General features: G+C 66.8%; 13 protein-coding genes. 11 read left to right on the top strand and 2 right to left on the bottom strand.

Annotated features, from left to right (window positions below):
* Positions 1-41: 41 nt before the first annotated feature.
* Positions 42-1,406: a glutathione-disulfide reductase gene (gorA, locus tag FHS69_RS00390; protein ID WP_166775702.1), complete on the top strand. Its 1,365-nt coding sequence runs from the start codon at positions 42-44 to the stop codon at positions 1,404-1,406.
* Here gorA and FHS69_RS00395 read toward each other — a convergent pair.
* Positions 1,403-2,809, bottom strand: coding sequence for a glycoside hydrolase family 140 protein (locus tag FHS69_RS00395; protein WP_166775704.1), 1,407 nt, complete (start codon positions 2,807-2,809; stop codon positions 1,403-1,405). The genes gorA and FHS69_RS00395 overlap by 4 nt on opposite strands.
* A gap of 190 nt (positions 2,810-2,999) precedes the next feature.
* On the opposite strand from FHS69_RS00395, the gene FHS69_RS00400 reads away from it, so the two are divergent.
* From FHS69_RS00400 to FHS69_RS00415, 4 genes are all read left to right on the top strand, one after another.
* On the top strand, positions 3,000-3,563 hold the full coding sequence (locus FHS69_RS00400; RefSeq protein ID WP_166775706.1) for a hypothetical protein: 564 nt from the start codon (positions 3,000-3,002) through the stop codon (positions 3,561-3,563).
* A gap of 21 nt (positions 3,564-3,584) precedes the next feature.
* Positions 3,585-3,821: a hypothetical protein gene (locus FHS69_RS00405; RefSeq protein ID WP_166775708.1), complete on the top strand. Its 237-nt coding sequence runs from the start codon at positions 3,585-3,587 to the stop codon at positions 3,819-3,821.
* A 29-nt stretch (positions 3,822-3,850) separates the two neighbouring features.
* Positions 3,851-4,903, top strand: coding sequence for a TIGR00341 family protein (locus tag FHS69_RS00410; protein ID WP_166775710.1), 1,053 nt, complete (start codon positions 3,851-3,853; stop codon positions 4,901-4,903).
* Between the two features lie 127 nt (positions 4,904-5,030).
* Positions 5,031-6,116: a histidine kinase dimerization/phosphoacceptor domain -containing protein gene (locus FHS69_RS00415; protein WP_166775712.1), complete on the top strand. Its 1,086-nt coding sequence runs from the start codon at positions 5,031-5,033 to the stop codon at positions 6,114-6,116.
* 8 nt (positions 6,117-6,124) lie between these two features.
* Here the strand turns inward: FHS69_RS00415 and FHS69_RS00420 are convergent, their stop codons facing one another.
* On the bottom strand, positions 6,125-7,240 hold the full coding sequence (locus FHS69_RS00420; RefSeq protein ID WP_166775714.1) for an NAD(P)/FAD-dependent oxidoreductase: 1,116 nt from the start codon (positions 7,238-7,240) through the stop codon (positions 6,125-6,127).
* A gap of 71 nt (positions 7,241-7,311) precedes the next feature.
* Between FHS69_RS00420 and FHS69_RS00425 the strand changes: the two genes are divergently transcribed.
* From FHS69_RS00425 to FHS69_RS00450, 6 genes are all read left to right on the top strand, one after another.
* On the top strand, positions 7,312-8,331 hold the full coding sequence (locus FHS69_RS00425) for an NAD-dependent epimerase/dehydratase family protein (RefSeq protein WP_166775716.1): 1,020 nt from the start codon (positions 7,312-7,314) through the stop codon (positions 8,329-8,331).
* A gap of 85 nt (positions 8,332-8,416) precedes the next feature.
* On the top strand, positions 8,417-8,965 hold the full coding sequence (locus FHS69_RS00430; RefSeq protein WP_067672515.1) for a TspO/MBR family protein: 549 nt from the start codon (positions 8,417-8,419) through the stop codon (positions 8,963-8,965).
* A gap of 321 nt (positions 8,966-9,286) precedes the next feature.
* Positions 9,287-9,532 carry an accessory factor UbiK family protein gene (locus tag FHS69_RS00435; RefSeq protein WP_067672518.1) on the top strand — a complete coding sequence of 82 codons (246 nt, stop codon included), beginning with the start codon at positions 9,287-9,289 and terminating at the stop codon, positions 9,530-9,532.
* A 151-nt stretch (positions 9,533-9,683) separates the two neighbouring features.
* The gene (locus FHS69_RS00440) at positions 9,684-10,283 is read left to right on the top strand and encodes a recombination protein O N-terminal domain-containing protein (RefSeq protein WP_166775718.1); all 600 of its coding nucleotides are present in this window, start codon (positions 9,684-9,686) and stop codon (positions 10,281-10,283) included.
* A gap of 91 nt (positions 10,284-10,374) precedes the next feature.
* Positions 10,375-11,442: a 3-isopropylmalate dehydrogenase gene (gene leuB, locus FHS69_RS00445; protein WP_166777013.1), complete on the top strand. Its 1,068-nt coding sequence runs from the start codon at positions 10,375-10,377 to the stop codon at positions 11,440-11,442.
* Between the two features lie 32 nt (positions 11,443-11,474).
* The gene (locus FHS69_RS00450; RefSeq protein ID WP_172603188.1) at positions 11,475-12,617 is read left to right on the top strand and encodes a glycosyltransferase; all 1,143 of its coding nucleotides are present in this window, start codon (positions 11,475-11,477) and stop codon (positions 12,615-12,617) included.
* Positions 12,618-12,646: the final 29 nt, after the last annotated feature.

Consider the following 12,646-nt stretch of genomic DNA (forward strand, 5'->3'; position numbering starts at 1 on the left):
GCAGGCCCCAAGTGCGGGCGCGCAACAGACGGAGACAGGTTTTGGCGGCAGGCACCAGCGGCGAGTATGATTTCGACCTTTTCACCATCGGCGCGGGCTCGGGCGGCGTGCGCGCCAGCCGCGTGGCGGCGGCGCATGGCGCGAAGGTGGCGGTGGCCGAGGAACACCGCGTCGGCGGAACCTGCGTCATCCGCGGCTGCGTACCCAAGAAGATGCTCGTTTACGGCGCGCATTTCGCCGAAGACCTGAAGGACGCACGCAATTTCGGCTGGTCGACCGAGAACGCGACCTTCGACTGGATCACGCTTCGCGACAATGTGCTGAAGGACGTCGAGCGGATCGAGGGCGCCTATACCAACACGCTCGAAAGCCACGAGGTGACGATCTTCAAGGAGCGTGCCGAGATCACCGGCCCGCATGAAATCACGCTGGCCAGCGGCAAGGTCGTGACCGCAAAGACCATATTGATCGCCACCGGCGCCCGCCCGCGCATGCCCGAATGCCAAGGCGCCGAACATGCGATCAGTTCGAACGAGGCGTTCCATCTCGACGAATTGCCCAAGAAGATCATCATCGCGGGCGGCGGCTATATCGCCAATGAATTCGCCGGCATCTTCAACGAGTTCGGCAGCGAAGTTCACATCGTCAATCGCGGCGACCGGTTGCTGCGCAGCTATGACGAGGCGGTGCGCGACCGGCTGCTGCAGATTTCGACGATGAAGGGCATCCAGTTCCGCTTCAACACCACCTTCGAATATATCAAGCCGTGCGATGAAGGCGGCTATTTCGTGAAGATGTCCGATTGCGACGAGGAAAAGGCCGATCTGGTCATGTTCGCGGTTGGCCGCGTGCCCAACACCGAAGGGCTGGGCCTCGAGAATGCCGGCGTCGAACTGGGCGAGGGCGGCGAGGTCAAGGTCGACCGTTTCAGCAAGACCAATGTCGACCATATCTATGCCGTCGGTGACGTGACCGACCGCGTGCAGCTGACCCCGGTGGCGATCCGCGAGGGCCAGGCCTTCGCCGACAGCGTCTTCGGCGGACACGACCCGATCGCGGTCGATCACAGCTGCATCCCCAGCGCGGTGTTCAGCCATCCGCCGATCGCCGCGGTCGGCCTGACCGAGGGCGAGGCCAAGAACCAGCTGGGCAGCGTGAAGGTTTACCTGTCGGATTTCCGCCCGATGAAGAACGTGCTCGCCGGGCGCAACGAACGCAGCCTGATCAAGATGATCTGCGATGGCGACAGCGGGCGCATCGTCGGCATCCACATGATCGCCCCCGAAGCGCCCGAGATGATGCAGGCCGCCGCGATCGCGGTGAAGGCGGGGCTGACCAAGGAAGATTTCGACGCCACCACTGCGATCCACCCGACCATGGCGGAAGAACTGGTGCTGATGCGCTAGGGCGCGGCTGCCGCGCCTTCGGCCTCGATGAGCAGCACCCAGTCTTCGCCTTCGCCCGAGGAGGGCGGGACGAAGGACTGGATGCCCTGGCTCTGTTCGGTGCGGAAGCGGTAGGTCGCGCCATAGCGCGGGTCGAACCATGATTGCGTGTGCATGCCCCCTTCCAGCGCGCCAAGGTCGAGGGTGAAGGGCTCGCCGCGCGGCGAATAGGCGATGATCCGCCGCCCGTCCGCCGCCCGCGCCAACCGCACCTTGGCGGGGCCGTGCCGCGGGCCGTCGAGGATCAGGTCCTGCCGCGGTTCGAGCGTGGCGAAGTCCTGCGCTTCCATGAAGCGGCGCAGCAATCCCATCTGGCGCGCCCCGGGATCGTCGATCGCATCGGACCACGGCCGGTTCGCGCCGATCGCGGGATCGCGTCCGGGGGCCCACATCTGCCACACATTGTTGTTGCCATAGGTGTGCCCTGCCGCGCCCGCGAGCACTGCCCACCATGCCGCCTGCCGCGCATCGTCATCGTCGAAGCGCAGCCACGGGTCGTGGCCTTCGTTATAGAAACCCACCGGAATGCCTTCATAGCGCGGTTCTCCGTCGATCACCGGACGGCGCGGGGTCAGCGCGCGGTCGTGCTCGACATAGAGCCCCGTATCGAGATCGCGCGCCGCATGCGACGACTGGTTCATGTAGAAGTCGAGCCAGTCCGCATCGCGCACCTGCACCGATGACAGCCCCGGGCCGCGCGGGTGGAAAGTGATCAGGTGGCGGCCGCCGTCGCCCTCGCGCAGGCCGCGCGCCATCGCGTCGATGATCGCGCGTTCATTGGTCGAACGCACGTTCGAATCGCCGCCGAGGATCCAGATCACCCCCGCATCGCGGTAGCGTTGCCCGAGGAACCGCCCATAGCTGCGCGCGCTTTGTGCAGTGAATATCTGCGAACCGCCATCACGCCAGTACCGCCCCCACGAGGGCAGCAGGCCCACGGTGAGCCCGAGCGCATTGGCACGCGCCACGACATGGTCGATATGCGCGAAATAGGCGTCGTTGGGTTGCGCCGGATCGCGCCCCACCAGCGGCAGCTCGCCATAGGCATTGGGTTCGTCCAGCCCGCGCAGTTCGGCCAGCGCCACCGCCTGGATCACGGTGAACCCCTTGTCTGCGCGGTCCTGCAGATAGGTTTCGGCCTCCTCGCGCGTCAGCCGGTGAAACAGCGCCCAGGCGGTGTCGCCTAGGTAGAAGAACGGCTTGCCCTCGCTGGTCTGCAGGTAACGCCCGCCGGGGGCGACTTCGAGCATGGGCCGTGCGTGTGCCGCCGGGGCCGGACCGCCGAGGGCGGCAGCGACCCCGGCCAGCACCAACGCCGCCGCCACCGCGCGCCGTATCGATTTCGGATATGCGAATGTCGTCATGCTGTCCTCCCCGCCGAGCGCGTCACTAAATGGTAACCGGTGTCATAAAGTCTGTTCGGGCACTGCCGCAAGTTGAAAAATGAGCGGCTGCGGCAGGGCCACGACTGGAGATGGGACGGCGGGACGTCGGCGTGGTACAGTGCGCCATCGCGCGGCGCAGGCGCATGTCCGCTTTGCAGGAGTACAGCATATGACCACCCCACCCGATGCTTTCCGCATTCGTGAGGCCGTCGCCTATTTCGACGCCAGCACAGATCTCGAGGAAGCGATCGACGAGCTGCTGAGTTCGGGTTTCGACCGGGCGGAGATCAGCCTGCTGGCGACCGAGAAGACGGTCGAGGAGCTGCTTGGTCACCAGTACCACAAGGTCGCCGAGCTGGAGGACGATCCCGCCGTGCCGCGCGCAATCTATATCCCGAAGGAATCGATCGGCGACGCGCAGGGCGCGCTGATCGCCACGCCGCTCTATATCGCGGCGGCCACTGCGATCGGCGCCATCGTGGCCTCGGGCGGCTCGCTGCTCGCAGTGATCGTCGGCGCGGCGGTCGCGGGCGGGGCCGGCGGCGCGCTGGGCGCCAGCCTGGCGAAATTGGTGGGTGACCGGCACGCGGAAAACCTGCAGAACCAGCTCGAACATGGCGGCCTGCTGCTCTGGGTGCGCACATGGGACTGCGGCGACGAACGCCGCGCGGTCGAGATCCTGACAGAGCATTCGGGTCACGATGTCCATGTGCACGGCGCGCCGCAAAGTTGAACGGATGACAGGAGAAGTTCGGTGATCGGGAAGATGGTGGCACTCGGGCTTGCAGGGCTTGCCGGTTACACGCTGTTCAAACGCAAGGATGCGCCCCGCAACGCTGCCTTTGCGAAAGACCAGCCGCATGATTTCCATACCGACGTGCGCCATGCCGGTCCGGGCGCGATGCGCGATCCGGACGCGCGCGAATGGACCGCGACCGACGAAGATCTGGACGAAAGCTTCCCCGCCAGCGACCCGCCGGGTGGCTATTGACCGGCGCGGGGCATGACCGGGTAACCTGAATGCCGGCGAGGCTTGTCCAGATTTACCTGCCCGAAGACCAGGTCCCGAACCTGGAAACCATCCTCGGGCGCCACAGCAGGCGGTTCTGGCGCGAAACCGTGCCCGGCGAGCAGGAGAAATACACCTGCATCGTCCAGCAACGCTATACTGAACGCCTGCTTGCCGATCTCGATGCGGCTTTCGGTAAGCTGCCGCAATTCTCCGCGCTGGTGTCCGAGCTGCAGGCGATCCTCCCGGTGGTCGAGGAAACGCCGGTCACCGAATTGCCGCTGTCGGCCGACCTGCCGACCCCCACCTGGCTCGAACGGTTCTTCAGCCGCGACCGGCTCAGCACCGACGAACTTTACGACGACATCGAAGAGAGCCTGCATCCAGGCCCGGCCTACCTGCTGACGGTCACGCTGTCGGCGATCATCGCCGGACTGGGGATGCGCAGCGGGCAGACCGCTGTGGTCATCGGCGCGATGATCATCGCCCCGCTGCTCGGGCCGACGATGGGGCTGGCGCTGGCGGCGACGGTCGGCAATTGGAAGCTGGGGAAGCAGGCCGCCGCGACGCTCGCCATCGGCTGCGTGCTCGCGGTGCTTTCGGGCGTCGTCCTCGGCATGACGGTGGCAATCGACCCGCTGGTCCCCGAACTGAAGAACCGCACGCTGGTCCAGCCCGCCGATATCGCGCTGGCGCTTGCCTGCGGCGCTGCGGGCGTGCTGGCTTTCAGTCGCGGCGCCTCGCTCGCGCTGGTCGGGGTGATGATCGCCGTCGCGCTGGTTCCGCCCCTGACCGCAGCAGGCATCTATACCGGTGCGGGCATTCCCGAAGCGGGCGCCAACGCGCTGTTCCTGTTCACCGTCAATCTCGTCTGCGTCAATGTAGCGGGGATCGCGATGTTCTTGTTCCAGGGCCTGCCGCCGACCAGCTGGCGGATGACCAGCGGGATCATGCTGGTGTGGGTGGTGCTGCTCATCCTGCTGATGTCGATGATGGCGGGGCGGATCTTCCTTGGCTTCGGCTCTTGGGACCTCGTTATGGACTACCTGACCGCCAGCCGCTGAACGTTGGGGATTGCCGCCGCGATAGCGCCCGGCGGCTGCGCTGCGCCCGTGTGGCACACTTGCCCGGGGGACCTCGCAGCGGACCAAAAAACCTAGGCCCGAAGGATTTCCCTGCTATCGGTGCGGGATGACACCACGCCTCCATCCCCGGGAAGAAGAACGGCTGCGCGAACTGCGCCGGTACAATATCCTCGATACCGAGCGTGAACGCGATTTCGACGATCTGGTCGAGATCGCGTCGCAGATCTGCGAGGTCCCGGTTTCGGTCGTCAATTTCATCGACGAGGGCCGGCAATGGTTCAAGGCGGAAGTCGGGCTGGGCGTACGCTCTACCCCGATCGAAACGAGCCTGTGCGGGCATGTGATCCTCGAAGGCGATTTCGTCGAGATCCCCGACACGCTGAAAGACGAGCGCATGGCCGACAACCCGCTGTGCACCGAAGAGCCCGGTTTCCGGTTCTACGCCGGCGCGGTGCTGCGGACCGAAAAGGGGCTGCCGCTGGGGACGCTGTGCGTGCTCGATCACAAGCCGCGCGCGCTCACGCCGCACCAGCGCCGCGTGCTCGAGGTGTTGTCCAAGCACGTGATGCGCGAACTCGAACTCCGGTTTGCGCTGGCGCAGGAACAGACGCTCCGGCGCGAGGTCGACCACCGGGTCAAGAACTCGCTCGCCTCGATCGGGGCACTGCTGTCGATGAAGGCGCAGCGGGCAACCGACGAAGCGGTGCAGACCGCGCTCGAAGACGCCAGCATCCGTATCCGCTCGCTCCCGTCGCTGCATGCCGAACTACACGATCTGGCACAGGGCGAGCGGGTGGAGCTGCGCTCGCTGTTCGAACGGATCGAACGCGATCTGCGCCAGCTGCTGCCCGACGGAATCAGGCTGGTGATCGAGGTCGGCGACGACCGCGTCTCGCCCAGCCTCGCCAATGCGCTGCTGCTGATCGTGAACGAATTCGTGTCGAACAGCGTCAAGCACGGGCTGCAGGACCGCAGCGGATCGATCGCCATCGCCATCCGCGCGGGCGACGACGGCTGGTCGATCGCCTGCAGCGACGATGGCAGCGCCACCAGTGCGGATGCCGAACGCGCGGCGCTGGCCAAGGGGCTGGGCACGCGTGTCATCCAGTCGCTCGCCTCATCCTTCGGCGTGGCGCCCGACTGGAGCGCAAACGGGTCGGGGATGCACCTGAGGATCGACGCCGCGGCCTAGGCGCGCTGCTATGCCGGCGGCGTTCGGAGACGTTCCACTGCCAGCATCGCGCGGGTCACGCCGACCGCGCGCAGCTCCCCGGGCCACGGCCCGCCGGTCGCGGCCGCTTCCACGGCCAGCGCCATGGCGGGCGAGGTCTGCAGGCCGAACCCGCCCTGTCCCGCCAGCCAGAAGAAGCCCGGCGCTTGCCGGTCGAAGTCCGCCACGGGCAGCCGGTCGGGGGCAAAGTTCCTGAGACCCGCCCATTTGCTCGCCAGCTGCCGGATCGTCAGCGTGGTCGCCTGTTCGACATTCCACGCCGCCAGCGCGACGTCTTCCTCTTCGGGCTGCGCGTCGCAGGGCGCGCTCGGGCCTTCGTCCATCGGGCTGGCGAGCAGCCGGCCATTGCCCTCGGGCTCGAGATAAAAGCCGGGGCCCACGGTCTTGGTGAAGGGCCAGTCGCGCACCGCGTGCTCGGTGTCGAAAGTGATCACCGTGCGCCGCAGCGGGGTGATGCCCAGCGGCGCGATACCGCCCAGCGCCGCGACCGGGTCGGCCCAGGCGCCCGCGGCATTGACCACCAAGCGTGCGCTGTAGCTTGCCCCCGGCGTATCGGCAGTCCAGCGCGCGCCCGCTCGCGCCAGCCGCTCCACCGGGGCGCCGTTCTCAAGCTTGCCGCCTTCGCCAAGCAGCGCCTTGCGATGCGCCTCGAGCATGGCATGCGCGTCGAGCTTGCGCGCATGCCGGTCGAGCAGCGCGCCGCGGATGCCGCCGTCGCCCTCGCGCAGCACCGGGGTGAACGCACGCGCCTCGGCCGGCGTCAGTCGTTCGACGCGCGGCTCCCATTCGCGGTAATTGGCTTCCAGAGCGTCGAGCGCCGCTTCCTGTCCTTCAAGCGCGATGAACAGCGCGGGATGGGGCGTTGCCCTGGGTTCGGCCAGCAGCGGCATGCTCGCCGCGGTCAGTGCGCGCACCAGCCAGGCGTCCATGTCGAAATGCGCGAAGGCGGCGCTGCGGCCCGAGGAATGCACGCCGGGCCCGGCTTCGGCCTCGACCACCTGCGTGGTCCCGTGCCGTGCCAGCCGCGCAGCGGCGGACAGCCCCGCGATCCCGGCGCCCACCACGAGGAAATCGACCTGTTTCATAGCGACTCCGTTGCCCGCTGCGGCCATTCTGCCTAGTCTCGCGCCTAGCAGAACAGCGGGGGCGCAGACAGATGGCAATGACGATCCTGGTGACCGGGGGCACCGGCTATATCGGCGGCGAGGTGATCGAGCAGCTTCTGGCACGCGGGCACAGCGTCCACACCACGGTCCGCGATGCTGCGAAGAGCGAACCGCGGCTGCGCGCGCGCTGGAGCGGTGCGGGTGAGCGGCTGAAGGTGTTCCAGGCCGATCTGCTCGATGATGCCGGCTGGGCCGAGGCCAATGCCGGCTGCGACGCGGTGGCGCATGTCGCCTCGCCGTTTCCGCTGGCGACGCCCCGGGACAAGGACGAGCTGGTGGTGCCTGCGCGCGAGGGCACGCTGCGCGCGCTCGAATTCGCGCACCGCGCGGGCATTTCGCGCTTCGTGCAAACCAGCAGCGCGGCGGCGATCGCCTATGGCCAGCCGCACAAGGACCATTTCACCCATCTCGACTGGACCGATCTGACCGCGGGCGTGCCGCCCTATATCGAAAGCAAGACCGTGGCCGAGCGGGCGGCGCGCGACTGGGTTGCGCTGCATGCGCCCGAGATGATTTTCTGTTCGGTCAATCCGGTCGCGGTGTTCGGACCCGTCCATGACGACGATATGTCGACCAGCGTCGAACTGGTGAAGAAGATCATCGACGGGTCGATCCCGCTGATCCCCGACATGGGCATTTGCGTCACCGATGTGCGCGATGTCGCCGAAGCGCATGTCCGCGCGATCGAGGCACCGGCCGAGACAGTGCGGGGCGAGCGCTTCCCGACCAGCGAGAAGTTTCTCTGGCTGCGCGAAATGGCCGATGTCATCCGCCAACGCGCGCCCGAACATGCGGGCCGGGTGCCGCGCCGCGCCATGCCCGACTGGCTGGTCCGGCTGCTCGCGCTGTTTCTTGACGAGATGAAGCAGATCAAGGGCGAGCTGGGCAATGTCCGCGACGTCTCGGGCAAGCATACCGAAGAGGTGCTCGGCTTCACCTTCATTCCCGCCGAACAGACGCTCGAGGATACGGTGCGCAGCCTCGTGGCTAAGGGGATCGTCAAGGGGTGAGGGGCACGCCCCGGGCAGGTGCATTGCCAGCCCGTGCCCCGCTCGGCAAAAGACGCATGAAACGAATCGGATACGGGAAATCCACATGAACATGTTGGCGTCGCGCGGGCAGCTGCGCGCAAGTTTCATTCGTTGGGCGTTGTTTACCGTCCCGCTGTGCGTGCTGCTCGGCTTCTTGGCCGGCCAAACGGGCAGCCCCGACACCGCGTGGTTCCAGTCGCTCGCCAAGCCGGACATCTATCCGGAGCCGAAGTGGTTCGGCATCGTGTGGACGATTCTCTACGTCATGATCGGCTTTGCGCTGGCGCTGGTCGCATCCGCCTGGGGCGCGCGTGGGCGCACCGCCGCGCTGTGGGTCTTCGCGGTGCATTTCGCGCTCAATCTCGCGTGGAGCTACGTGTTCTTCGGCGCGCAGCAGATCACCGGCGCGCTGGTGCTGCTGGTTGCGATCGTGCTGACGCTGCTGGTGGTGATCGCGCTGTTCTGGCGCGTCCGCCGGCTCGCGGGCCTGCTGCTGCTGCCTTACCTCGCCTGGGTCTGCTTCGCGACCGCACTCAACTACCAGTTCCTCCAGCTCAATCCCGATGCCGATGGCGGAAGCCCGGATGGCGCGGTCGAGCGGGTGCGGATCTAGGGGAGAGATTTTGGTTTTTCGAACCCGCATCCGCGGGTTCGTCCTCGGGGCTGTTCCTCCGTCGCTTCGCTCCTACGGGCCCCTGCGGGCGGGCGGTCGCCCTTGCCTCGCCTTCGGCTCGGATACCAACGCCACCATGCTGAAGTAGCGCTGGTCCCGTCTGCGACAGCGGACGGCAAGCGCGCCCGCGCGCCCGCAGCGACGCGACCTTCAGGTCGCATGAGCGAGGATAGCCTAAGGCCGCGAACGCGGCCGCCGGCGCTTGAGGCTCAACAAACGAGCACTCTAGACAAAAACCCCATCCCGTCCCATCTGGATGGGATGCAGTCACAGAACCCGCTCATCGCCGATTTCGTCAAACTCGCCAATTCGGCGGCCGGAACGCTGGCCGGAATGAGCCGCGAGGCGCGCGACGCCGCCCGCGAGCGCGCCAGGGAAACCTTCGGCGGAATGGATTTCGTCAGCCGCGAGGAATTCGACGCGGTCAAGACCATGGCCGGCAAGGCGCGCGAGGAAGCCGAAGATTTGAAGGCGCGCGTCGCGGCGCTGGAAGCCAAGATCAAGTAGGGTTTTGGCCGCGCGGGGGTCTGCGTGCAGAGAGCTTATCTAGGCCCCTGCGCAGGCGGGGGCCCAACTGACATCGAAGCCCGCGATACGTCTCGCTGAATGTCGCCCCCGCCGTCTTCGCAGGATCGACGCAAGCGGCTAAGGACGCCCCATGCAGCTGACCGCTCCCGCCATTCTGCTTGCCGCGCGTGCGCATGGCGAGACGGCGGTCATCGCGCGGATGCTGACCGAGCAGCACGGCATGGTCGCGGCCTATGTGGCGGGCGGGCGCGGGCGCCAGCTGCGTCCGGTGGTGATCCCGGGCAATGTCGTGCAGACGGAAATCCGCGCCAAGTCGGACAGTCAGCTGCCTTTCGCGCGGCTCGAACTCGTCACCAGTCGCGGCCCCTGGCTGGGCGAGCCGTTGCCCGCCGCGGCGATCGCCTGGGCCACTGCGCTCACCGCCAGTGCGCTACCCGAACGCAATCCCTATCCATCGCTTCACGCCGCGCTTGGCGGGTTGCTCGACGCGATCTGCTCGGCAGGCGCCGCGCGCGACTGGGTCGCCGCGCTCGCGCTCTACGAAGCGCTGCTGCTGCGTGAACTCGGCTATGGCGGCCAGCGGCCAGAGATAGCGGACCTTGGCCAGGCCTTGGAAATTCTCGACCGGCAGGAGCCGCTTATCGGGCGCTACCTGCTTGCCGATACCCGCGCCGACGTCCTAGCTGCACGGCATCTCCTCAGGCAGCGGCTGGCGCGGATGATATCCTAGGCCAGCCTTTGCGAGGAGCCGATGGCGACGCGGCAATCCAGCCAGTGCAGGACTGGATTGCCTCGCTCCGCTCGCAATGACTGGATGAATGATGAAGATCGCAATTTTTGCCGGAGACGGAATCGGCCCCGAAGTGACCGCGCAGGCGCGCCGCGTGCTCGAAACGCTGGCGCTGCCCGGCCTGACGCTGTTCGAGGGCGATGTGGGTGCCGCTGCCTATCGCCGCCACGGTCATCCGCTGCCGCCTGAAACGCTCGAGATGGCGCGCGCCGCCGATGCGGTGCTGTTCGGCGCGGTGGGCGATTTTTCCTGCGACGACTTGCCGCGAGCGCTCCGCCCCGAGCAGGCAATCCTCGGCCTGCGCAGCGAATTGGGCCTGTTCGCCAATCTGCGCCCCGCGTCGGGCTTCCCCGGGCTCGAACACCTGTCCTCGCTCAAGCCCGACGTCGCGCGCAGCATCGACCTGCTGGTGGTGCGCGAATTGAATGGCGACGTCTATTTCGGTGACAAGGGCGAGCGCGACAGCGATGGCGGACGCGAGGGGTGGGACGCGATGTCCTATAACGAGGCCGAGGTGCGCCGCATTGCGCACACCGGCTTCCGCGCGGCGATGGGGCGCGGCAAGCGGCTTACAAGTGTCGACAAGGCCAATGTCCTCGAAACCAGCCGCATCTGGCGAGAGACCGTGATCGAGGTGGCGAAGGACTATCCCGAGGTCGAGCTCGAGCACATGTATGTCGACAATGCCGCGATGCAGCTGGTCAAATCGCCCGGTCAGTTCGACACCATCGTCACCGGCAATCTGTTCGGGGACATCCTGTCCGACCAGGCCAGTGCCTGCGTCGGTTCGATCGGCCTGCTGGCCAGTGCCTCGCTGGGCGAGCGCCAGACCGGATACGGGACCTTCGGACTCTACGAGCCGATCCATGGCAGCGCGCCCGATATTGCCGGGCAGGGCAAGGCCAACCCGGTAGCCGCCGTGCTCAGCCTTGCCATGCTGCTGCGGCATTCATTGGGGCGCGACGAGGATGCCGTGCGGATCGAGCGCGCGGTAGAGGCCATCCTTGCCGATGGCGTGTTCGGCGGCGACCTCGGCGGCGACGCCTCTACGCAAGAGATCGGCGACGCGATTGTTAGGAAGATCGTAACCATATCTTGAGGATTGGCGCATAACCGGTTCATGCAATGGACATGACACCGCAGACGCACCCCGATCCGGCCTTTGCAACCGCAGTCGAACCCCGGCCGCTGGAGCTGGCGATCATCCTGCCCACGCTCAACGAGCGCGACAATCTCGCCCCGCTGGTGGAGCGGATCGAAGGCGCTCTGGGCGCGTCGGGCTGGGAAGTGCTGGTTGTCGACGACAATTCCGCCGATGGCACAAGCGACGAGGCCCGCCGCCTGTCGCTATCCGACCCGCGCGTGCGCGTACTGCAGCGGATCGGCCGCCGCGGGCTGTCGAGCGCGGCGATCGAGGGTTTCTGCGCCACCGCTGCGCCCTATGTCGCGGTAATGGATGCCGACCACCAGCATGATCCCAAGCTGCTGGTCGACATGCTCGCGGCTGTGAAGGGCGGCGAGGCCGAGGTCGCGGTCGCCAGCCGTTTTGCCGAGGGCGCGAGCATGGAGGAATGGGGCCGCCCCGACCGCGAGAAGCTGTCGAGCGTCGCCAACATGCTCGCGCGCAAGCTCACCGGGGTCGAATTGAGCGACCCGATGAGCGGCTTCTTCCTCTTGCCCGGCGCAACCGCGCGTGCGCTGGTGCCCAATCTTTCGGGCATCGGCTTCAAGATCCTGCTCGACCTGCTCGCCACTTCCGAAACACCGCTCAAGGTGAAGGACTTCCCGATGAATTTCTCCGCCCGCCGCTCCGGCGAAAGCAAGCTCGACCGCGCGATCGCACTCGATTTCCTCGCCGGTCTCTACGACAAGAGCTTCGGCCGCATCATCCCGACGCGCTTCGCGCTGTTCGGCACGGTCGGGGCGCTCGGCGTGCTGGTGCACATGGCGATCCTCTATGCTTTCATGCTGGTCGCGGGGACCAATTTCGGCTGGAGCCAGGCGGTCGCGACCTTCGGCGCGATGACCTTCAACTTCTGGCTCAACAATTTCCTCACCTACCGCGACCGTCGCCTGAAAGAGGCAGACCGCGTGTTCTGGGGCTGGCTCAGTTTCATCGCCGCCTGTTCTATCGGCGCCTTCGCCAATGTCGCGGTGGCCACCACGCTCAACGACCGGGGCCTGCACGAAGTGCTCGCCGCGCTGGTCGGCATCGGGATCGGCTCGGTGTGGAACTACGCGCTGTCGAGCCGCTTCGTCTGGGGCAGGTATTGAGGGATAGCTTGACGCTAGTAAGCGCCTGA

The organism is Qipengyuania flava, assembly GCF_011762005.1.
Classification (GTDB): Bacteria; Pseudomonadota; Alphaproteobacteria; order Sphingomonadales; family Sphingomonadaceae; genus Qipengyuania; species Qipengyuania flava.

Excerpts from the sequence above, each read along its gene's own strand:
- FHS69_RS00425 (WP_166775716.1), top strand. The coding sequence starts at position 7,312 with ATGGCAATGACGATCCTGGTGACCGGGGGCACCGGCTATATCGGCGGC.
- FHS69_RS00440 (WP_166775718.1), top strand. The coding sequence starts at position 9,684 with ATGCAGCTGACCGCTCCCGCCATTCTGCTTGCCGCGCGTGCGCATGGC.
- FHS69_RS00450 (WP_172603188.1), top strand. The coding sequence starts at position 11,475 with ATGACACCGCAGACGCACCCCGATCCGGCCTTTGCAACCGCAGTCGAA.
- FHS69_RS00430 (WP_067672515.1), top strand. The coding sequence starts at position 8,417 with ATGAACATGTTGGCGTCGCGCGGGCAGCTGCGCGCAAGTTTCATTCGT.
- leuB (WP_166777013.1), top strand. The coding sequence starts at position 10,375 with ATGAAGATCGCAATTTTTGCCGGAGACGGAATCGGCCCCGAAGTGACC.
- FHS69_RS00400 (WP_166775706.1), top strand. The coding sequence starts at position 3,000 with ATGACCACCCCACCCGATGCTTTCCGCATTCGTGAGGCCGTCGCCTAT.
- FHS69_RS00420 (WP_166775714.1), bottom strand. The coding sequence starts at position 7,240 with ATGAAACAGGTCGATTTCCTCGTGGTGGGCGCCGGGATCGCGGGGCTG.
- FHS69_RS00435 (WP_067672518.1), top strand. The coding sequence starts at position 9,287 with ATGCAGTCACAGAACCCGCTCATCGCCGATTTCGTCAAACTCGCCAAT.
- FHS69_RS00410 (WP_166775710.1), top strand. The coding sequence starts at position 3,851 with ATGCCGGCGAGGCTTGTCCAGATTTACCTGCCCGAAGACCAGGTCCCG.
- FHS69_RS00395 (WP_166775704.1), bottom strand. The coding sequence starts at position 2,809 with ATGACGACATTCGCATATCCGAAATCGATACGGCGCGCGGTGGCGGCG.
- FHS69_RS00415 (WP_166775712.1), top strand. The coding sequence starts at position 5,031 with ATGACACCACGCCTCCATCCCCGGGAAGAAGAACGGCTGCGCGAACTG.